The 18,162-nt window shown below is 74.0% G+C and carries 19 protein-coding genes and 1 pseudogene; 15 read left to right on the top strand and 5 right to left on the bottom strand.

The features are described from left to right. Nucleotides 1-29: 29 nt before the first annotated feature. On the top strand, nt 30-515 hold the full coding sequence (gene coaD / locus FVA95_RS11460; protein WP_149664196.1) for a pantetheine-phosphate adenylyltransferase: 486 nt from the start codon (nt 30-32) through the stop codon (nt 513-515). A 97-nt stretch (nt 516-612) separates the two neighbouring features. Then, nucleotides 613-1,332 carry a DivIVA domain-containing protein gene (locus tag FVA95_RS11455; RefSeq protein WP_149664195.1) on the top strand — a complete coding sequence of 240 codons (720 nt, stop codon included), beginning with the start codon at nt 613-615 and terminating at the stop codon, nt 1,330-1,332. A 22-nt stretch (nt 1,333-1,354) separates the two neighbouring features. Here the strand turns inward: FVA95_RS11455 and FVA95_RS11450 are convergent, their stop codons facing one another. Together FVA95_RS11450 and FVA95_RS11445 are read right to left on the bottom strand one after the other, a co-directional pair. After that, nucleotides 1,355-2,641, bottom strand: coding sequence for an HNH endonuclease signature motif containing protein (locus FVA95_RS11450; protein ID WP_149664194.1), 1,287 nt, complete (start codon nt 2,639-2,641; stop codon nt 1,355-1,357). 225 nt (nt 2,642-2,866) lie between these two features. Continuing rightward, entirely contained in the window at nt 2,867-3,364 is a 498-nt protein-coding gene (locus tag FVA95_RS11445; protein ID WP_149664193.1) for a glyoxalase/bleomycin resistance/extradiol dioxygenase family protein, read from the bottom strand. 60 nt (nt 3,365-3,424) lie between these two features. Between FVA95_RS11445 and FVA95_RS11440 the strand changes: the two genes are divergently transcribed. From FVA95_RS11440 to mutM, 6 genes are all read left to right on the top strand, one after another. Further along, on the top strand, nt 3,425-4,192 hold the full coding sequence (locus FVA95_RS11440; protein WP_149664192.1) for a helix-turn-helix domain-containing protein: 768 nt from the start codon (nt 3,425-3,427) through the stop codon (nt 4,190-4,192). Nucleotides 4,193-4,368: 176 nt separating this feature from the next. Then, nucleotides 4,369-5,370: a MinD/ParA family protein gene (locus tag FVA95_RS11435; RefSeq protein ID WP_240051421.1), complete on the top strand. Its 1,002-nt coding sequence runs from the start codon at nt 4,369-4,371 to the stop codon at nt 5,368-5,370. A gap of 26 nt (nt 5,371-5,396) precedes the next feature. Then, entirely contained in the window at nt 5,397-5,972 is a 576-nt protein-coding gene (locus tag FVA95_RS11430) for a DUF177 domain-containing protein (protein WP_149664191.1), read from the top strand. Nucleotides 5,973-6,042: 70 nt separating this feature from the next. Continuing rightward, nucleotides 6,043-6,225, top strand: coding sequence for a 50S ribosomal protein L32 (gene rpmF, locus FVA95_RS11425; protein ID WP_020626225.1), 183 nt, complete (start codon nt 6,043-6,045; stop codon nt 6,223-6,225). 8 nt (nt 6,226-6,233) lie between these two features. After that, nucleotides 6,234-6,983: a ribonuclease III gene (rnc, locus tag FVA95_RS11420; RefSeq protein ID WP_020626226.1), complete on the top strand. Its 750-nt coding sequence runs from the start codon at nt 6,234-6,236 to the stop codon at nt 6,981-6,983. Between the two features lie 5 nt (nt 6,984-6,988). Continuing rightward, a complete protein-coding gene (gene mutM / locus FVA95_RS11415; RefSeq protein WP_149664190.1) occupies nt 6,989-7,867 on the top strand; it encodes a bifunctional DNA-formamidopyrimidine glycosylase/DNA-(apurinic or apyrimidinic site) lyase in 879 nt (292 codons plus the stop codon). 36 nt (nt 7,868-7,903) lie between these two features. On the opposite strand, the gene lysA is transcribed toward mutM, so the two are convergent. Then, nucleotides 7,904-9,238: a diaminopimelate decarboxylase gene (gene lysA / locus FVA95_RS11410; RefSeq protein WP_193564336.1), complete on the bottom strand. Its 1,335-nt coding sequence runs from the start codon at nt 9,236-9,238 to the stop codon at nt 7,904-7,906. 227 nt (nt 9,239-9,465) lie between these two features. Here lysA and FVA95_RS11405 point away from each other — a divergent pair, with 227 nt between their 5' ends. After that, nucleotides 9,466-9,783 carry a PadR family transcriptional regulator gene (locus FVA95_RS11405; RefSeq protein WP_020624001.1) on the top strand — a complete coding sequence of 106 codons (318 nt, stop codon included), beginning with the start codon at nt 9,466-9,468 and terminating at the stop codon, nt 9,781-9,783. Further along, nucleotides 9,780-11,021, top strand: a complete 1,242-nt coding sequence (locus FVA95_RS11400) for a hypothetical protein (RefSeq protein ID WP_149664188.1) — start codon at nt 9,780-9,782, stop codon at nt 11,019-11,021. Before FVA95_RS11405 ends, FVA95_RS11400 begins: the two co-directional genes overlap by 4 nt. Before the next feature lie 68 nt (nt 11,022-11,089). Here the strand turns inward: FVA95_RS11400 and FVA95_RS11395 are convergent, their stop codons facing one another. Next, nucleotides 11,090-12,136 carry a magnesium and cobalt transport protein CorA gene (locus FVA95_RS11395; RefSeq protein ID WP_149664187.1) on the bottom strand — a complete coding sequence of 349 codons (1,047 nt, stop codon included), beginning with the start codon at nt 12,134-12,136 and terminating at the stop codon, nt 11,090-11,092. A 41-nt stretch (nt 12,137-12,177) separates the two neighbouring features. Beyond that, nucleotides 12,178-12,615: a hypothetical protein gene (locus FVA95_RS11390; protein WP_149664186.1), complete on the bottom strand. Its 438-nt coding sequence runs from the start codon at nt 12,613-12,615 to the stop codon at nt 12,178-12,180. A 349-nt stretch (nt 12,616-12,964) separates the two neighbouring features. On the opposite strand from FVA95_RS11390, the gene kdpF reads away from it, so the two are divergent. The 5 genes and pseudogenes from kdpF to FVA95_RS11365 form a co-directional block, all read left to right on the top strand. Next, the gene (gene kdpF / locus FVA95_RS11385) at nt 12,965-13,063 is read left to right on the top strand and encodes a K(+)-transporting ATPase subunit F (protein ID WP_020624320.1); all 99 of its coding nucleotides are present in this window, start codon (nt 12,965-12,967) and stop codon (nt 13,061-13,063) included. Next, entirely contained in the window at nt 13,063-14,745 is a 1,683-nt protein-coding gene (gene kdpA, locus FVA95_RS11380) for a potassium-transporting ATPase subunit KdpA (RefSeq protein ID WP_149664185.1), read from the top strand. The genes kdpF and kdpA overlap by 1 nt, the downstream gene beginning before the upstream one ends. A gap of 38 nt (nt 14,746-14,783) precedes the next feature. Next, nucleotides 14,784-16,874: a potassium-transporting ATPase subunit KdpB gene (kdpB, locus tag FVA95_RS11375; RefSeq protein WP_193564335.1), complete on the top strand. Its 2,091-nt coding sequence runs from the start codon at nt 14,784-14,786 to the stop codon at nt 16,872-16,874. Next, nucleotides 16,874-17,482 (top strand): potassium-transporting ATPase subunit C, encoded by a 609-nt coding sequence (locus tag FVA95_RS11370; RefSeq protein ID WP_149664184.1) that lies wholly within the window; start codon nt 16,874-16,876, stop codon nt 17,480-17,482. The genes kdpB and FVA95_RS11370 overlap by 1 nt, the downstream gene beginning before the upstream one ends. Continuing rightward, nucleotides 17,482-18,081, top strand: a pseudogene (locus FVA95_RS11365) (sensor histidine kinase); the annotation flags it as partial. The gene FVA95_RS11370 and the pseudogene FVA95_RS11365, both read left to right, overlap by 1 nt. Nucleotides 18,082-18,162: the final 81 nt, after the last annotated feature.

Raw genomic sequence — 18,162 nt, 5'->3', positions numbered from 1 at the left:
GGTGATCACCGGCTGATAGGTTCCGCCCCATGCCCGAGGTCCGCCGCGCCGTCTGCCCCGGTTCCTACGACCCGCCGACGGTGGGGCATCTCGACGTCATCGCCCGCACCGCGGGGCTGTTCGACGAGGTGTTCGTCGCGATCCTCGTGAACCCCCGCAAGGAGGGGCTGTTCTCCGTCGACGAGCGTGTCGCGATGCTCACCGAGATCACCGCGGACCTGCCGGGCGTGCGGGTCGAGTCGTTCCAGGGCCTCGTCGTCGACTACTGCCGTGAGCGCGGCGCCGGGGCGATGGTCAAGGGCCTGCGCGGCGCGACGGACTACGACTACGAGCTCCCCATGGCGCACATGAACCGGCACCTGACCGGGGTCGAGACGCTGTTCCTGCCCGGCGCGCCCGGGCAGGTCTACGTGTCGAGCTCGCTGGTCAAGGAGGTTGCCCGCGGCGGCGGCGACGTCACCGCGTTCCTCCCGCCGAGCGTGCACACCCGGCTGCTGGAGCGCCTGTCCGGCTGAGCCCGGACCTCTGCGAGGCTCACCCGGTCGGAACTTGACACGCGGGAGCGGCGCCGAATAACGGGTCCGCGCCCGTGACGGTGAGAGGATCGCTCGCGTGTACCGGGTCTTCGAGTCGCTGGACGCGCTGGTGACGATCGTCGAGGAGGCGCGCAGCGTCCCGATGACGTCGAACTGCGTGGTCCCGCGCGGCGACGTGCTGGAGCTGCTCGACGACGTCCGCGAGGCGATCCCGGGCGAGATGGACGACGCCCAGGACGTGCTCGACCGGCGCGACGACATCGTGTCCGAGGCCGAGCGCGAGGCGGAGGAGACCCGGACCGCGGCGAACTCCGAGGCCGAGGAGACGCTGCAGAACGCGCGCACCGAGGCCGAGCGGCTCGTCGCCGAGGCGCAGGAGGAAGCCGGGCGCACCCTGGCCGAGGCCCGCCACGAGGCGGAGCGCGCCGTCGCCGAGGGCCGCCGTCAGTACGCCGAGCTCACCGACCGGGCCCGTGACGAGGCCGAGCGGATGAGCCACGCCGGCCGGGCCGCGCACGACCGGCTCATCGCCGACGGGCAGAACGAACAGACCCGGCTGGTGTCCCAGACCGAGGTCGTCCGCTCCGCGCACGCCGAGGCCGACCGGCTGCGCCGCGAGTGCGACGACTACGTCGACACCACCCTCGGCGAGCTGGAGACCACCCTGAACAACGCGCTGGGCGTCGTCGGGCGCGGGCGCAGCCAGATCTGGCGCGGTCAGTACGGCCCGAACTACGGCGGCGGGCTGCCCCCGGAGCAGGGGCGCACCGGCACCGGGATGGACCTGATCGACTGACGGCCGCCGGCACCGGGTCGGGTCAGTCCGGCCCGCGGTAGGTGTGCCCGGTGGGTGTCGTGGTCGTGACCCCGTCCGGACCGCGGGCCACGTGCCATCCGGGTTGTTCGCGGATGTGGTTGTGGAACTCGCACAGTCCGCGTCCGTTGTCGAGTTCGGTGCGTCCGCCGTCGGCGGCCCGGTGGATGTGGTCGATGTGGCGGAGGGGTGCGTCGCAGTAGGGCTCGGTGCACCGATTCCCCGCACGGGCCTTCACCAGCGTGGCGAGGAGTCCGGTGAAGGTGCGTTGGCGTGAGTCCCCGCCGATGACCAGACCCTGGTCGGTGAGCAGCCGCCGCAGGGATGCGGTTCCCTCGCTGGTGGCCAGCAGCTCGACCGGGACGGGTCCGAGCCCGGGGATCTCCGCGGGCAGTGGGGAGGTGGGGTCGAGCAGGGACTGGACCGGGACGGTGACCTGGACCTCCAGGTTGACCGCGGTCGCGGTGGCCTGTCCGGTGACGCGTTCGACCAATGTGTCGGCGAGTACCTGCCCGCGGCTGCGGGTCAACGGTGCCGGATCCACCTGGACCTGCACGAAGGCCTTCTGCAGTGCGGCGAGGCAGGCCGCGCCTTGTGCGACGGGGAGGTAGGCGGTCAGGTAGCTCATCGCGTCCGGTGCCGGTCGCAGGGTGACCCGACGCTCGGCCGCGGCGGCGTGGACGCGGGCTCGGAAGTGTTCGGGGGCGATTTCGGCGACGAGTCGGCGGGTCATGGCGCGGAGCCGGCCGATCCCGTAGCGGGTGAGGTCGTGTGTGGCGAGCCGGGTGTCGACCTGCCTGCGCCTGCGTGGGTCGAGGTCGCGGCATTCGACGGCGATCGCGGTGACCTTGGCGGCGCTGAGCTCGCCGGCGATGTGCAGGCCGCGGATGTGGTCGAGTCCGGAGTGCAGGTCGCGGGCATTGGCGACGCGGGTGCGGGCCTCGGTGGTGGAGACCCGGCAGGCGAGCTGGACCTGGGCGACGACGCTGCGGTGGAGCCGCTCGACGTCGGTCCGGGAGCGGTCGCTCCGGTCGGTCCGGTCGTCGGTGAGGCGGTTCTCGACGTGGGCTCGGGCGAACGCCCGGATGCGGGTGGACTGGAGGGCAGCGAGGGAGGCCTGGACGGACTCGATCTGCTGGACCTGGTCGATCAGGTCGGCCTCGGAGAGCAGGGTGGTGTCGTCGTCGATGGCCTGGTCGATCAGGAGCTGGATCAGGGCGAGGTCGCCGGAGCGGAACCTGCCGCGGCCCACGCCGGTGGCGTGGTCGGGTGGCTCCTGGGTCGCGGTCACATCGTCGATACTACTCGAACATGTGTTCGAGTTCTAGTTCTCGTTCACCATTGCGAACTCGTGAGCTGCGAGAACGGTGCTGGTCCTGCGTCCCGGGCACAGCGGGAGCACGATGCGCCGGCACCCCGGACCACGGCAGGGCCGAGGCCCCGGCCGGCCCTGCTGTGTGCCGTCGACTGCGGCCCGGACGCCGGGCGCGCCGATCAGGGACCGCCCGCCCCACCGTCAGCCCTGCTCCGCCGCCCACTCGGCGACCCGCCGCGCGCTCTCCTCCGGCGACAGGTCCTCCACCCGGGTCATCACCGCCCACCGCACCCCGTACGGGTCGACGACCGAGCCGAACCGGTCCCCGGACACGAACGTCGAGACCGGCTCCCGCACGGTCGACCCGGCCTCGGTCAGCGTGGCGACGGTCGCGTCGGTGTCGGGCACGTACACCGCGAGTGACAGCGACACCGGGTGGTCGCCCGCCGGGGCGGCGACGAGGCCGTAGTCGGGCATCGCGTCGGAGACGGTGAACCGGCCGGCCGCCAGCTCCAGCTCGGCGTGCCCGATCATGTCGCCCATCTCGGTGACCGAGAGCACCCGGGCCCCGAAGGCGGCACAGTAGAGTTCGATCGCCGCGCGGGCGGGTGATGCCACCAGGTGCGGGGTGATCGAGGTGACCCCGTGCGGGCGGCCGTCGGTGGTGTGGGTGCCGGTGACGCTGCTCGTGAGCTCCATGGGACGAGCGTGCCCGCCCCGCGACACGGGCGGATTGAACATTGCCGACAGGAGTGGTCGATGACCGTCGAGTCGCGCGGGCACCTGAACCCGGGCGCCCCGGAGGTCGCGCTCGACCGGGTTCGGATCGGGCTCGACGACCTCGTGCGCTGGGTGTGGACCGCCCGCTGGGACGTGCCGCCCGGGCGCACGGTGCGCCAGCGGGTGCTGCAGTACCCGGCGTTCAACCTCGTCACCGACCCGGTCACCGCGACGCTGCACGGGCCGCGCACCGGCGTCGACGTCCGGGAGCTGACCGGGCGGTCCTGGGTCGTCGGCGTGCTGCTCCGGCCCGGCGCGACCCCGCTGTTCACCGCCACCGCGCCGGCCGCACTGCGTGGCGCCGACGAGGAGGTCCACGCCGCGCCGGTGGCGGAGCTGACCACGGCCGTGGCGTGCGGCGACCCGGCCGCGACGGTGCGGGACTGGCTCGCCCCGCTGGCCGACCGGGTCACCGACGCCGGACGCCTGGTCAACCGGGCCTGCGCGCTGGCCGAGTCCCGCACCGACGTCGTGCGCGCCGACCAGCTCGCCGAGCTCGTCGGCGTCGCGCCGCGGACGCTGGAACGGCTGGTCCGCGGCCACATCGGGCTGACCCCGCTGTGGCTGATCGAGTGCCGTCGCCTGCAGCACGCCGCCGCGGTGCTCCGGACCGACCCGGATGCCGCGCTGGCCGGTCTGGCCGCCGAACTCGGCTACGCCGACCAGGCCCACTTCACCCGTCGCTACCGGGCCGTGCTCGGCGAGACCCCCGGCGCGACCCGGCAGGCGGCCCGCGCGGCCGGGTGATCGCGGCTACGGCTGCGGCGCAGGTGCTTCACCGTGGGCAGTCACTGTGATCGGATACGCCGGAAGCAGGAATCCAGGTCACCCGCCGTACTACTCTCCCGCGCATGGCACGCCGGCCCGAACCCGACCCGACGACCTGGTGGGAACGCTATGGGCACCGGCTGGAAGGACCCCCCGTGACGAACCCGGCCCCGCCCCCCGAGGCCCCGCGTCCCGAGCTGCCCCGCTCCGAGGCTCGGCGTGGGAACGCCGGGGCGGCTGCGGCGGACCTGCGTGAGGACGCCATGCTGCGGCCCCGGCCCGACCGGCCGCGCACCGGTTTGCGTCGCGCCCTCTACGACATCACCGGTGGCCGGGTGAACCCCGGCCCGAGCGATGCCGAGGAGCTCCGCTCCGGGATGCTGGCCCGGGTCCGCGCACCACTGGCCGGCGCACACCGGGTGGCGGTCATGTCGGTGAAGGGCGGCGTCGGCAAGACCACGGTCGCGGCCTGCCTCGGGCAGGCACTGGCCGAGCACCGCGGGGACCGGGCCGTCGTCCTCGACGCGAACCCCGACGCCGGCACGCTCGCCGACCGGCTGACCGGCGACTCCCGGATCACCGTCCGCGAGCTGCTGAACGACCTGGAGGGGGTCGGCACCTGGACCGACGTGTCCCGCTACACGAGCCTCGCCGGGCGCCTGCAGGTCCTGGCCTCGGAGCAGGACCCCGCCTCCGGTGAGGCGTTCTCCCGCGACGAGTACGAGCGCGTCGTCGACCTGCTGGGCCGCTTCTTCAACATCATCATCACCGACTCGGGCACCGGGATGGTGCACTCCACGATGCAGGGCACCCTCGCGCGCGCCGACTCCGTGGTCGTCGTGGGAGCCCCCACCGTCGACGGGGCGGGCCGGGCCAGCAAGACGCTGGACTGGCTGGTCGCGCACGGCCACGGCGACCTCGTCCGCAACGCGGTGGTCGTGCTGTCCTGCGACCGGCGCAGCGCCGAGGTCGACGCCGCCCGGATCCGCGAGCACTTCGCCCAGCGGGTGCGCGGCGTCGTCGAGGTGCCGCACGACCCGCACCTGGCCACCGGCGGGCGGATCGACCCGGCCCGGCTCCGGCCGGCGACCGCGGACGCGTTCCTGGAGCTGGGCGCCCTGGTCGCCGACGCGTTCGACGTGCGACGACGCGACTGACCGGGCCGCGTACGCTGGTCGGCGAGATGAACACCGCGCGCAGCCAGAACCGTCCCGACGACAACCCCTGGGTCCTCTCCACCCGCGAGCTGGCCCGCCGCCCCGGCAACCAGCGCACCGTGGCCCGCACGGTCCCCGCGCCGTCCGGCGACGCCGAGATCGGGCTGACCGGGGTGATCGCCGTCCCCGGCGGGTCCGACGTCGAGCTCGACGTGTCCCTGGAGTCGGTGACCGAAGGCGTCTACGTCTCCGGCACCGCCGACGCCCGGCTGGCGGGGGAGTGCTCGCGCTGTCTGGAGCCGATCGGCGAGGACGTGCAGGTCCGGATCGGCGAGCTGTTCGCCTACCCGGACTCGGTCACCGAGGAGACCACCGACGCCGACGAGATCCCGCGCCTGGTCGACGAGCGGATCGACCTCACCCAGGCCGTGCGCGACGCGATCGTGACCGAGCTGCCGATGGCACCGCTGTGCCGCGAGGACTGCCCCGGTCTGTGCGTCGAGTGCGGGGAGAGGTGGGCCGATCTCCCATCGGATCACGGGCATGAGACACTGGATCCTCGTTGGGCGGCGCTCCGTGAGCGCCTGCCCTCCACCGGCTGAGCGGCGGCTCCTCGTGAGCCCGCTCCCCGGTGGGCAGACCTGATCGTTCGAAGTACCGAGGAGTGTCATCATGGCCGTTCCCAAGCGCCGGATGTCGCGGTCGAACACGCGTGCGCGCCGGTCGCAGTGGAAGGCCACTGCGCCGACCCTGGTCGCCTGCTCGAACCGCGCCTGCCGTGAGCCGAAGCTGCAGCACATCGCCTGCCCGACCTGTGGGCAGTACGACGGTCGTCAGGTCACCAGCCCGGCCTGATCGCAGCAGTGGGCGACAAGAGTGTGACCGGTCCGGTGACGGACCGGTCACCTCTGCTGTCCGCACTCGGTGTGGACCTGGACGAGACGCTGCTCACGCTGGCGCTGACCCACCGGTCCTACGCCTACGAGCACGGTGGACTGCCGACCAACGAGCGCCTGGAGTTCCTGGGCGACTCGGTGCTGTCGATCGTGATCACCGAGCGGCTGTACCGGGACCACCCGGACCTGCCCGAGGGGCAGCTGGCGAAGCTGCGCGCGAGCGTGGTCAACATGCACGCGCTCGCCACCGTCGCCGTGGCCTTGCCCACACCGGACGGTGTGCCGCACGGCCTCGGCGCGTACCTGTACCTGGGGCGCGGTGAGGAGCTGACCGGTGGCCGGTCGAAGGCCAGCATCCTGGCCGACGCCACCGAGGCGCTGCTCGGCGCGGTGTACCTCGCGCACGGCCTCGAGCCGTCCCGCGAGCTGATCCACCGGCTGTTCGCGGACCTGCTGCACAGCGCCCCGCTGCTCGGCGCCGGCCTGGACTGGAAGACCAGCCTGCAGGAGCTCACCGCCGCCGGCGGGCACGGTGTGCCCGAGTACCGGATCGACGAGGAGGGCCCGGACCACCTGAAGGTGTTCACCGCGACGGCCGTCGTCGGGGGTCGTGACCTCGGCAGCGGCGCGGGACGCACCAAGAAGGAGGCCGAGCAGAAGGCGGCCGAGATCGCCTGGCACGCGCTGTCCGACGAGAGTGCCGGCTCCGGGCGGTAGCCGCGATGCCGGAACTGCCCGAGGTCGAGGTCGTCCGCCGCGGCCTCGCCGACCACGTGCTGGACCGGTGGATCGCGCGCGTCGAGGTCCTGCATCCGCGCGCGGTGCGCCGGCACCCCACCGGGGCGGACGACTTCACCGCCCGGCTGGCCGGGCGCACGCTGTCCGCGGCCGCCCGGCGCGGCAAGTACCTCTGGCTGGAGCTGGACACCGCCGGCCCCGGTGACGACGCGCTGCTCGCGCACCTGGGCATGTCCGGGCAGATGCTCGTCGAACCCCCGGACGCGCCCGACGAGAAGCACCTGCGGGTGCGCGTCCGGTTCGACGACGACGGCCCCGAGCTCCGCTTCGTCGACCAGCGCACCTTCGGCGGGCTGTCGGTGCACCCCCTCGCCGCGGCTGCGGGCGGCGGCCTGGTGCCCGAGCCCGTCGCCCACATCGCCCGCGACCCGATGGACCCGGCGTTCTCGGCCGACGACGCCGTCGCGGCGATGCGTCGCCGTCGCACCGAGGTCAAGCGGGCGCTGCTCGACCAGACCGTCGTCTCCGGGATCGGCAACATCTACGCCGACGAGGCGCTCTGGCGGGCCCGGCTGCACGGCACCCGGCCCACCGAGAAGCTGACCCGGGCCCAGGGCCACACCGTCCTCGACGCCGCGACGACCGTCATGCACGAGGCGCTCGCCCAGGGCGGCACCTCCTTCGACGCGCTGTACGTCAACGTCAACGGCGCCTCGGGCTACTTCGACCGCTCCCTGAACGTCTACGGCCAGGCGGACCGGGCGTGCCGTCGCTGCGGCACCCCGATCCGCCGGGACGCGTTCATGAACCGCTCGTCGTTCACCTGCCCGCGGTGCCAGCCGGCCCCGCGGCCCCGCCGCTGACCGGCGCGCCGACCGGGCGCCGACCGGCGCGGGACCTCAGGAGCAGTCGCGGCGCAGCAGGTCCTCCGGGGTATCGCGGCGCAGCAGCGGCAGCGACGCCCCCGCGGCGACCGCGACCACCGGCGGGCGCGGGACCTGGTTGTAGGTCGAGGCCATCGAGGCGTGGTACGCGCCGGACACCGGCACCGCCAGCAGGTCCCCGGGTGCGACGTCGGCGGGCAGCCGGACGCCGTCGGCGATCACGTCGGAGGACTCGCAGTGCCGCCCCGCCACGCGGACCGACTCCAGCGGTGCCCGGGTGGCGCGTCCGACGAGCCGGACCGGGTAGCGGGCGCCGTAGAGGGCGGGGCGCGGGTCGTCGCTCATGCCGCCGTCGACCAGCACGGTGGTGCGGCCGTCGCCGCAGCGCTGCACCGCGCCGACCCGGTAGAGCGTCACCCCGGCCCGGGCGACGATCGCGCGCCCCGGCTCGACGAGCAGCCGCGGCTCGTCGATGCCGTGCGCCGCGCAGGCCCGGGCCAGGGTGCCCCGCACGGCCCGGCCGAAGGTCGCCGGGTCCAGGCAGGGCTCGCCCTCGGCGTAGCCGACCGCGTGCCCGCCGCCCAGGTCCAGCTCGGCGACGGTGATCCCGTACCGCGCACGCAGCGCCGCGATCACGCCCACCATCCGGACCGCGGCCCGCTCGTAGCGCAACACCGACGGCACCTGCGAGCCCAGATGGCAGTGCAGCCCGGCCAGCTCCAGCTCGGGACGGGCCAGTACCCGTCCGGCCACCTCCAGCGCCTCGGCGGGCGGCATCCCGAACCACGACGACGCGGTGCCGGTCGTGAGCCCCGGGTGGGTGCCGGCGTCGACGTCCGGGCTGATCCGCAGCAGCACCTTCTGCCGGCGCGGCGCGAGCGCGGCGATCCGGTCGACCTCCGCCGCCGAGTCCAGCACGATCCGCCCGACGCCCGCGGCGAACGCGGCCTTGAGGTCCTCGTCGGTCTTGACGGTGCCGTGCAGCACGATGCGGTCCCCGGGCAGTCCCGCGGCCGCGGCCACCGCGACCTCGCCGCCGGAGCACGCGTCGACCGAGCAGCCCTCGTCGGCGACCAGGCGGGCCATTCCGCGGCAGAGGAACGCCTTGCCGGCGTAGACGATCTCGGCGTCGGGCAGCGCGGCCCGGTAGGCGCGGCAGCGGGCGCGGACGTCGGCGGTGTCGAGCACCTGCACCGGGGTGCCGAAGCGGGCGGCGAGCTCGGCGAGGTCGACGCCGCCGATCTGCAGGGCGCCGTCGGAGGTCGTGCGGGTCGTGACCGGCCACAGGCCCGGCTCGAGGCGGGCGGCGAGCGTCGGGCGGAGGGAGGGGAGCAGGTCGGCGAGGGTCACCGGGATGACTCCTTGGTGGCGGGCGCCCGGTGCGGGCGCCGTGCCCCTCCGTTGTCGCCCCGCGGAGCCGCGCGCGTCCTCCGTCGCTACGCCGCCCTGACGCCGTCCGGCGCAGGACTGGCGGCCCGTTGACACCCGGCTCCGAACCCGGCTCGACATGCGCCCGGTGCAGCGGTGCGGAGACTACTGCGCATCGCATAGTAGTCTGCGATGCGTAAGGAGGTGCGATGGACACCAGCCAGCTGCTCAAGGGAGTGCTCGACCTCGCGGTGCTCGCGGTCCTGGACCGCGCGGACGGATACGGCTACGAGGTCGTCCGGGCCCTGCGCGGCGCCGGCCTCGCCGAGGTGGGGGACGCCTCGGTCTACGGCACGCTGCGCCGGCTCTACGGCGCGGGCCTGCTGACCTCGTACGTGGTCCCCAGCGAGGAGGGGCCGCACCGCAAGTACTACGCGATCAACGAACCGGGCCGGGTCCGGCTGCGGGAGACGACCGACCGGTGGCGCGCGTTCGCCACCACGATGGAAGGCCTGGTGGGCACATGAGCACCGAGCAGAGCGGGGGCGGCCGCGGCGGCGGCAGCAACGGTGGCAACGGCACCGACACCGACGTCACGGCACGCATCGGCGACCCGGTCACCGACGACTACCTGGTGGGCCTGCGGGTCGCACTGATCGGCCTGCCGCACACCGAGGTCGCCGAGATCGTCGACGACGCGCGTGGGCACCTCGCGGAGCTCGCCGAGGAGCTGGGCGCCGGCTACGGCCGCGACGCGGTGCACGCCCGGCTCGGCAGCCCGCAGGACTACGCGGCCGAGCTGCGCGCGGCGGCCGGGTACCCGCCCGCGCAGCAGGAGCCCGTGGAGCGCCCGCGCACCGGGCAGGCCGGGTTCGCCCTGGCCGCGCTCGTCGTCGCGACCGCCGCGGCGGGGGCCGCGGGGCTCGCGATGGGGCAGGTCGGGCCGTCGACGGTGGCGCCGCTGTTCCTTGCGGTGCCGCTCGCCGCGGCCGGTGCGCTGGCCGCCTGGTCCGACGGGCCGGGGCAGCCCGCGGCGGCGTCGCTGCCGTCGGTCGTGGCGCTGCGCGAACGGCTCGCCCGGGCCCGCACCGACGGCGCGGCCGGGGGGTTCGTGCTGTCCCTGCAACCCGGCTGGTGGGTGCTGCGCGCGCTGGTCGCGGCCGGGGTGATCGGGTGGGTGTTCGGCGGCGGCGGGTCCGCCGGGCTGGTGACGGCGCTGGTCCTCGCCGTGCCCGCGGTGCCGCTGTCGGTGCTGCTGGGCCGGCGCAGTGCAGCCGACCGGCGGCTGCTGTGGGCCGTCGTACCGCTGAACGCGTTCGCGGTGGGACTGCTGGTGGCCGCGGTGCTGGCGCAGGGGCAGGACCGCACCGGGGACGTGGTGTCCTACTCGCCCCCGGCGGGGCTGAGCCTCGACGGCACCACCGTCGCCGACGTGCGGCCCTTCGACGCGAAGGGGAGGCCGCTGAGCGAGGTGTACCTGTTCGACGAGAACGGCCGCCCGCTCGCGGTCGACGACCACTCCTGCGTCGACGAGGGGGTCGACGAGGGGTATGTCGCCACGTCCACCCCGCCGGCGCCCGGACCGTACCCGCGGGGCGTCCGCACGACCGACCCGACGACCGGGCGCTGCGTGACCCAGCCGCCGCAGCCGCTGGTCGTGACGATCCCGCAGACCACGGCGCCCCGCCCGACGAGCGCGCCACCCGCCCCGTCGCCCGCGCAGTCGACCGCGCCGGTGCCGGCCGCGCCGACCACGACGGGCTGACGCCCGGGGCCGACCACGACGGGCTGACGCCCGGGGCCGGGCGCCCACGGGGGGTGGGCGCCCGGCCCTCACAGCCAGTCGTTGTGCTTGAACGCCGCGTACAGCACGAGGCCGAGCAGCAGCATCAGCCCGATGGCCATCGGGTAGCCCAGGGCCCAGTGCAGCTCCGGCATCTCGTCGAAGTTCATGCCGTAGATGCCGGCGATCAGGGTCGGCGCGAACAGGATCGCCGCCCACGACGACACCCGCTTCATCTGCTCGTTCTGCGTAAAGCCCGCCTCGGTGAGCCGGGTCATCTCCTCGTTCTGGCGCTGCGCGACGAGCGTCGAGTTGACGGTGAGGATGTTGCCGAGCAGGTCCCGGAAGCCCTCGACGCGCTCCCTGACCCGGGTCGCGTGGTCGATCACGTCGCGCATCGCGCGGCGCAGCTCTAGGTCCGGGGCGTCGCCGGACTTGGCGAACCGGGCCCGCAGCTCGATGAAGATCTCCTGCAGCGGCTCGACGGCTCGCTGGAACGCGATGACCTGCCGGGTCAGCTGATAGATGCGCCGCGAGACGTTCGGGTCGCCGCGGAACACCTCCTCCTCGATCCCGTCGATGTCGTCCTGCAGGCCGTCGAGGACGGGGAAGTAGTCGTCGACGACCCGGTCGAGCACCGCGTAGAGCACCGCCATCGGGCCGTGCGCGAGCAGCTCGGGGTCGCTCTCCAGCCGGTCGCGGACCTCGCTGAGCTGCGGCTCGACGGCGTGCCGCACGGTGATCACGAAGTCGGGTCCGAGGAACAGGTGGACCTCGCCGATCTCCACCACCTCGTCGGCGTCGACGTAGCGGGCGGGGCGCAGCACCACGAACTCGGCGCTGCCGTAGCGCTCCAGCTTCGGGCGCTGGTGGGCGTTGACGGTGTCCTCGATCGCGAGCGAGTGGAGATCGAACTCCTGCGCGACCTGGTGGAGCTCCTCGACGTCCGGGCGCAGCATCCCGATCCAGCAGAACGCCGTGGACCCCTCGCCGTGGTCGGCGCGGCAGCCCTGCAACACCTCGACCGCGCTGTCGACGGACTCCGGCGCCGCGGCGCGCTTGCCGTCGACGTAGACCGCGTTGTCGATCACGGACATGCGTGGGCCTCCTCCGGTCCGGCCGGGGAGCGCCCCAGCCGTCACCCGGCAGGGTAACCAGCTGTGCCGTCCGCAACCGTGCGACGACGAGCGGGCCGCCACCGCGCCACCGCCGACGGTGCGACCGCCGCGGCACGGGCGACCAGCGCGGCCCCGAGCAGCACCGCCATCAGCCACAGGTCCGGGCCCGCGAGGTGCAGCTCGCCCAGGTGGTGCAGGCCGAAGCCGTCGCCGAACCCCCAGCAGACCACGGCGACGGCGAGTGCGCCCACCGCCGTCGTCGCGGCGGCCAGGAGCACGGTTCCCACCCCGGCGACCACGACCGCGGCCGCGGCGGACCCGCCGGGCCCCGCACCGGCGAGGCCCGCGGCGCCGGCGGTCAGGCCCGCGGCGACACCGGCGGCGATCCCCGCGACGAAGCCTGCGCCCCCGGTCAGGGGCGGCGGCGGGACCGGACGGGCGGGGCGGCGCTGCAGCATGCGCGGGAGCGTGCGCCCCCGGTGGGCCGCCGGCCGGGCTCCTGACGCGGTGTTGGCGTCGTCACACGCGTGTGTTGACGGGTTCCTGAGACGGGCCGCCCGTCCGGGGGACGTGATGGCCACCACCGGGCGTCAAGAACGCGTCAACGCGGGAGCCGGTGGGCGTCAATCCGCCGTCATCGACCGGTCCCGCGGGACCTCGTTCGGCGCACGATCCCCGGCGGCCCGCCGGAGATCCCCGGCGGGTGAGCACGACCGAGGAGAGTCCCGTGGCCGACCTGGCCTACATCGCGTTGCTGGTGGCGTCCTTCGCCGTCCTCGCGCTCACCCTGCGCGGGATGGAGAAGCTGTGATCGCGACCGTCGTCGAGAACGCGGCCGGGGGCCTGCTCGCCCTGGGCCTGCTGGTGTACCTGGTCATCGCGCTGCTCCGCCCGGAGCGGTTCTGATGGCCGGGCTCGCGCAGGCGGCGGCGCTGGTGGCGCTGCTCGCCGTGACCTGGAAGCCGCTGGGCGACTGGATGGCGCGGGTCTACACCGACACCCGGCACTGGCGGATCGAGCGGCTCGTCTACCGGATCTGCCGCATCGACGCGACGTCCGCGCAGCGCTGGACGACCTATGCCGCGGGCGTGCTGGGCTTCTCGTTCGTCTCGATCGTGCTGCTCTACCTGATGCAGCGGCTGCAGGCCCTCCTTCCGCTCGGCTACGGGCGCGGCACCGACGGCGGCACCTCGGTGTCCCCGGCGATGGCGTTCAACACCGCGGTGTCGTTCGTGACCAACACGAACTGGCAGTCCTACGTGCCCGAGCAGGTGCTCGGCCACACCGTGCAGATGGCCGGGCTGACCGTGCAGAACATCGTGTCCGCGGCCGTCGGCATGGCGGTCGCGATCGCGCTGGTCCGCGGTTTCGTGGCCCACGGCGCGACCGGCGACGACGAGGGGGGCCGGATCGGGAACTTCTGGGTCGACCTGACCCGCGGCGTCGTCCGGATCCTGCTGCCGCTCGCCGCCGTCGCCGCGGTCGTGCTCGTCGCCACCGGGGTGGTGCAGTCGCTGCGATCCGGCGTCGACGTGACGACGGTCGACGGCAGCACCCACACCCTGGCGCTCGCCCCGGCCGCCTCGCAGGAGGCGGTCAAGGAGCTCGGCACCAACGGCGGCGGCATCCTCAACGCCAACTCCGCGCACCCCTTCGAGAACCCGAGCCCGCTGTCGAACCTGCTCGAGATCTTCCTGATGCTCGTGATCCCGGTCGCGCTGACCCGCACGTTCGGTGTGCTGGTCGGACGGGTCCGCCAGGGCGTCGTGCTGCTGTCGGTCATGGGCGGGCTGTGGGCGCTGTTCCTCGCCGCGACCTGGCTGGCCGAGCTGCACCCCAACGGCCCGGCCGCGCTCGCCGCGGGCGGGGCGATGGAGGGCAAGGAGGTGCGGTTCGGCATCCCCGGCTCCGCACTGTTCGTCGTGTCCACCACGGGCACGTCCACCGGCGCGGTCAACTCCACCCACGACAGCCTCACCGGCGCGGGCGGTGGCGTCGCGCTGCTGAACATGCTGCTCGGCGAGGTCGCGCCCGGCGGCGTCGGCTCCGGGCTCTACGGCCTGCTGGTCCTCGCGGTCATCGCGGTGTTCCTGGCCGGGCTGATGGTCGGGCGCACCCCGGAGTACCTGGGCAAGAAGCTCGGCCGGCGCGAGATCACCTACGCCGCCGTGTCGATCCTGGTCATGCCGGCATTCGTCCTCATCGGCGCGGGCCTGGCCATCGCGCTGCCGGGCACCGCCGACGCGCTGGGCAACTCGGGGGCGCACGGCTTCTCCGAGGTCCTCTACGCCTGGGCCTCGGCGGCCAACAACAACGGCTCCGCGTTCGGCGGGCTCACCGCGACCAGCGACTTCTTCCAGGCCGGTCTGGGGCTGGCCATGCTCTTCGGACGGTTCGTGCCGATGCTGGCGGTGCTGGCGCTCGCCGGCTCGCTGGCCCGCCAGCGCCGCGTCCCGGCCGGTGCCGGGACCCTCCCGACCGACGGGCCGCTGTTCGTCGGTCTGGTCGGCGGCACCGTGCTGCTGGTGTCGGCGCTGACCTTCTTCCCGGCGCTCGCGCTCGGCCCGATCGCCGAGGCCCTGTCGTGACCGCCACCCACCACCACCGTGCCGAGTCGGAGGAATCCGTGTCCGTGACGACCGAGCCGCAGGCGGCGCCGCAGAGCGCGGCGCCCGTCGCCGCCGGGGCGTTCGCGCCGCGCCAGCTGTGGGCCGCCCTGCCCGAGGCCGTGGCCAAGCTCGACCCGCGCGTGCAGGCCCGCAACCCGGTCATGTTCGTCGTCTGGGTCGGGTCCGTGCTGGTCACGGTGCTCGCCGTCGCCGACCCGAGCGTGTTCGCGGTGCTCGTCGCGGTGTGGCTGTGGTTCACCGTGCTGTTCGCCAACCTCGCCGAGGCCGTCGCCGAGGGACGGGGCAAGGCCCAGGCCGCGTCGCTGCGCGCCACCCAGCGCGACACCGTCGCCCGCCGCCTGCTGGGCACCGACCCGGCCGACCCGGCCGCGGCCGAGGAGCAGGTGCCCGGCGCCACGCTGACGCTCGGCGACCTCGTCGTCGTCGAGGCGGGGGAGACGATCCCCGGCGACGGCGACGTCGTCCACGGCATCGCCTCGGTCGACGAGTCCGCCATCACCGGCGAGTCCGCACCGGTCATCCGGGAGGCGGGCGGCGACCGCTGCGCCGTCACCGGCGGCACCACCGTGCTGTCGGACCGGATCGTCGTGCGGATCACGACGAAGCCGGGGGAGTCCTTCGTCGACCGGATGATCGCCCTGGTCGAGGGCGCCGCCCGGCAGAAGACCCCGAACGAGATCGCGCTGACCATCCTGCTCTCGGCGTTGACGATCATCTTCCTGCTCGCCGTCGTCGCGATCGCGCCGATGAGCGCCTACGCCGGCACCCAGGTGCCGCTGCTGGTGCTCACCGCGCTGCTGGTCTGCCTCATCCCGACCACCATCGGTGCGCTGCTGTCGGCTATCGGCATCGCCGGGATGGACCGACTGGTGCAGCGCAACGTGCTCGCCACCTCCGGGCGCGCCGTCGAGGCCGCGGGCGACGTCGACACCCTGCTGCTCGACAAGACCGGCACCATCACCTTCGGCAACCGGCGCGCCACCGCGCTGCACCCGGTCGGCGGCACCGACCTCGACGAGCTGGCACGGTCGGCACGGCTGTCCAGCCTCGCCGACCAGACCCCGGAGGGACGCAGCATCGTCGAGCTCTGCGCCGCCGAGCACGGCCTGCCCCCCGAGGCCGACGCGACCGAGGCCGTCGCCGAGTTCGTGCCCTTCACCGCCCAGACCCGGATGTCCGGCATCGACCTGCCCGGCGGGGTCGTCCGCAAGGGCGCCGCGGCCGCGGTCCTCGACTGGGCCCACGCGGGCGACCGCGCCGAGGTGGACCGGCTGGTGGAGACCATCTCCGACGGCGGCGGCACCCCGCTGGTGGTCGCCAGGGCCTCCGGGCCGGCCGGCACCGACGGGCGGGTGCTCGGCGTCATCGAGCTGTCCGACGTCGTGAAGCCCGGCATGGCCGAGCGGTTCGCCGAGCTGCGCGCGATGGGCATCCGCACCGTCATGGTCACCGGCGACAACCCGCGCACCGCCGCCGCGATCGCCGCGCAGGCCGGCGTGGACGACCACATCGCCGAGGCCACCCCGGAGGACAAGCTCGCCTACATCCGCCGCGAGCAGGAGGGGGGCCGGCTCGTCGCGATGACCGGTGACGGCACCAACGACGCGCCCGCGCTCGCCCAGGCCGACGTCGGCGTCGCGATGAACACCGGAACCTCCGCCGCCAAGGAGGCGGGGAACATGGTGGACCTGGACTCCGACCCGACCAAGCTCATCGAGATCGTCGAGATCGGCAAGCAGCTGCTGATCACCCGCGGCGCGCTGACGACGTTCTCCGTCGCCAACGACCTCGCGAAGTACTTCGCGATCCTGCCGGCGATGTTCGTCGCGCTGTACCCGTCGCTCGGACTGCTCAACGTGATGGGCCTGGCGACGCCGGAGTCCGCGATCCTGTCCGCGGTGATCTTCAACGCCCTGGTCATCGTCGCGCTGATCCCGCTGGCGCTGCGCGGGGTGCGGTACCGGCCGTCGTCGGCGGCGTCGCTGCTGCGGCGGAACCTGCTGATCTACGGCCTCGGCGGGGTCGTCACCCCGTTCGTCGGGATCTTCCTCATCGACCTGCTCGTCCGCTTCGTTCCGGGGATCTGATGCTCACCACCCTGCGCCGCCAGACCGCGACCGGTCTGCGCGTGCTCCTCGTCATGACCGTGCTCTGCGGCATCGTGTACCCGCTCGCGATCTGGGGGGTCGCCCGGATCCCCGGGCTGTCCACCGCCGCGGAGGGCTCGGTGCTGCCGGGCGGGACCGGCTCGTCGCTCATCGGGATCGACCCGGTCGCCGCCGACCCGGCCGCCGACCCGTACTTCCACACCCGGCCCTCGGCGACCGCGGAGGCCGACCTGGGCCTCGGCCCGGCCGACACCACGACCTCCGGGGCGTCCAACAAGGGCGGCTTCGACACCGGGCTGCTGGAGACGGTGCAGCAGCGCCGCGCGGTGATCGCCGCCCGGGAGGGTGTCGCGCCCGCCGCCGTCCCCACCGACGCGGTGACCGCGTCCGCCTCCGGGCTCGACCCCGACATCAGCCCGGCCTACGCCGCGCTCCAGGCACCGCGGGTCGCCCGGGTCACCGGGCTGTCGCTCGACCGGGTGGAACAGCTGGTCGCCGACGCGACCAGCCGCCGCACCATCGGCTTCCTCGGCGAGCCCAGGGTGAACGTCACCGAACTCAACCTGTCCGTGCGGGACGCGCGGTAGTGGGGCGGGACCACAATGGCCGGGTGAGGGGAGAACTGCGCATCCATCTCGGTGCCGCACCCGGGGTCGGGAAGACCTTCGCCATGCTCGGTGAGGCCCACCGGCGGGTCGGCCGCGGTGCCGACGTGGTCGTCGGCGTCGTCGAGACCCACGGCCGCGAGCGCACCGCCGGGCTGCTCGAGGGACTGGAGGTGGTGCCGCGGCGCACCGTCCTGCACGGCGGAACCGAGCTGCACGAGATGGACGTCGACGCGGTGCTGGCCCGCCGCCCCCAGGTCGCTCTGGTCGATGAGCTCGCCCACACCAACGCGCCCGGCTCGCGCAACGCCAAGCGCTGGCAGGACGTCGAGGAGCTGCTCGATGCCGGCATCGACGTCATCTCCACGGTCAACGTGCAGCACCTGGAGTCCCTCGGCGACGTCGTCGAGACCATCACCGGGGCCCGCCAGCAGGAGACCGTCCCCGACGAGGTGGTCCGGCGCGCCGAGCAGATCGAGATCGTCGACATCACCCCGGAGGCGCTGCGCCGCAGGCTCGCGCACGGCAACGTCTACCCGCCCGAACGCGCGGGCCTGTGCAACGAACGGTGGTTCCGGCCCGACACGCCGGACCTCAGCGTCCGGCGGGATGGGCACTGTGAGTGATGACATCAGACCCTATGGGCTCTGCTGAGAACGAGA

This window comes from Pseudonocardia sp. EV170527-09 (assembly GCF_008369905.1).
Lineage (GTDB): Bacteria > Actinomycetota > Actinomycetes > Mycobacteriales > Pseudonocardiaceae > Pseudonocardia.
The sequence above is the reverse complement of the archived record's forward strand: the minus strand, read 5'-3'. Positions and strand labels throughout refer to the sequence as shown.

Excerpts from the sequence above, each read along its gene's own strand:
- coaD (WP_149664196.1), top strand. The coding sequence starts at position 30 with ATGCCCGAGGTCCGCCGCGCCGTCTGCCCCGGTTCCTACGACCCGCCG.
- FVA95_RS11445 (WP_149664193.1), bottom strand. The coding sequence starts at position 3,364 with ATGGAGCTCACGAGCAGCGTCACCGGCACCCACACCACCGACGGCCGC.
- FVA95_RS11440 (WP_149664192.1), top strand. The coding sequence starts at position 3,425 with ATGACCGTCGAGTCGCGCGGGCACCTGAACCCGGGCGCCCCGGAGGTC.
- FVA95_RS11430 (WP_149664191.1), top strand. The coding sequence starts at position 5,397 with ATGAACACCGCGCGCAGCCAGAACCGTCCCGACGACAACCCCTGGGTC.
- rpmF (WP_020626225.1), top strand. The coding sequence starts at position 6,043 with ATGGCCGTTCCCAAGCGCCGGATGTCGCGGTCGAACACGCGTGCGCGC.
- mutM (WP_149664190.1), top strand. The coding sequence starts at position 6,989 with ATGCCGGAACTGCCCGAGGTCGAGGTCGTCCGCCGCGGCCTCGCCGAC.
- FVA95_RS11405 (WP_020624001.1), top strand. The coding sequence starts at position 9,466 with ATGGACACCAGCCAGCTGCTCAAGGGAGTGCTCGACCTCGCGGTGCTC.
- FVA95_RS11400 (WP_149664188.1), top strand. The coding sequence starts at position 9,780 with ATGAGCACCGAGCAGAGCGGGGGCGGCCGCGGCGGCGGCAGCAACGGT.
- FVA95_RS11395 (WP_149664187.1), bottom strand. The coding sequence starts at position 12,136 with ATGTCCGTGATCGACAACGCGGTCTACGTCGACGGCAAGCGCGCCGCG.
- FVA95_RS11390 (WP_149664186.1), bottom strand. The coding sequence starts at position 12,615 with ATGCTGCAGCGCCGCCCCGCCCGTCCGGTCCCGCCGCCGCCCCTGACC.
- kdpA (WP_149664185.1), top strand. The coding sequence starts at position 13,063 with ATGGCCGGGCTCGCGCAGGCGGCGGCGCTGGTGGCGCTGCTCGCCGTG.
- FVA95_RS11370 (WP_149664184.1), top strand. The coding sequence starts at position 16,874 with ATGCTCACCACCCTGCGCCGCCAGACCGCGACCGGTCTGCGCGTGCTC.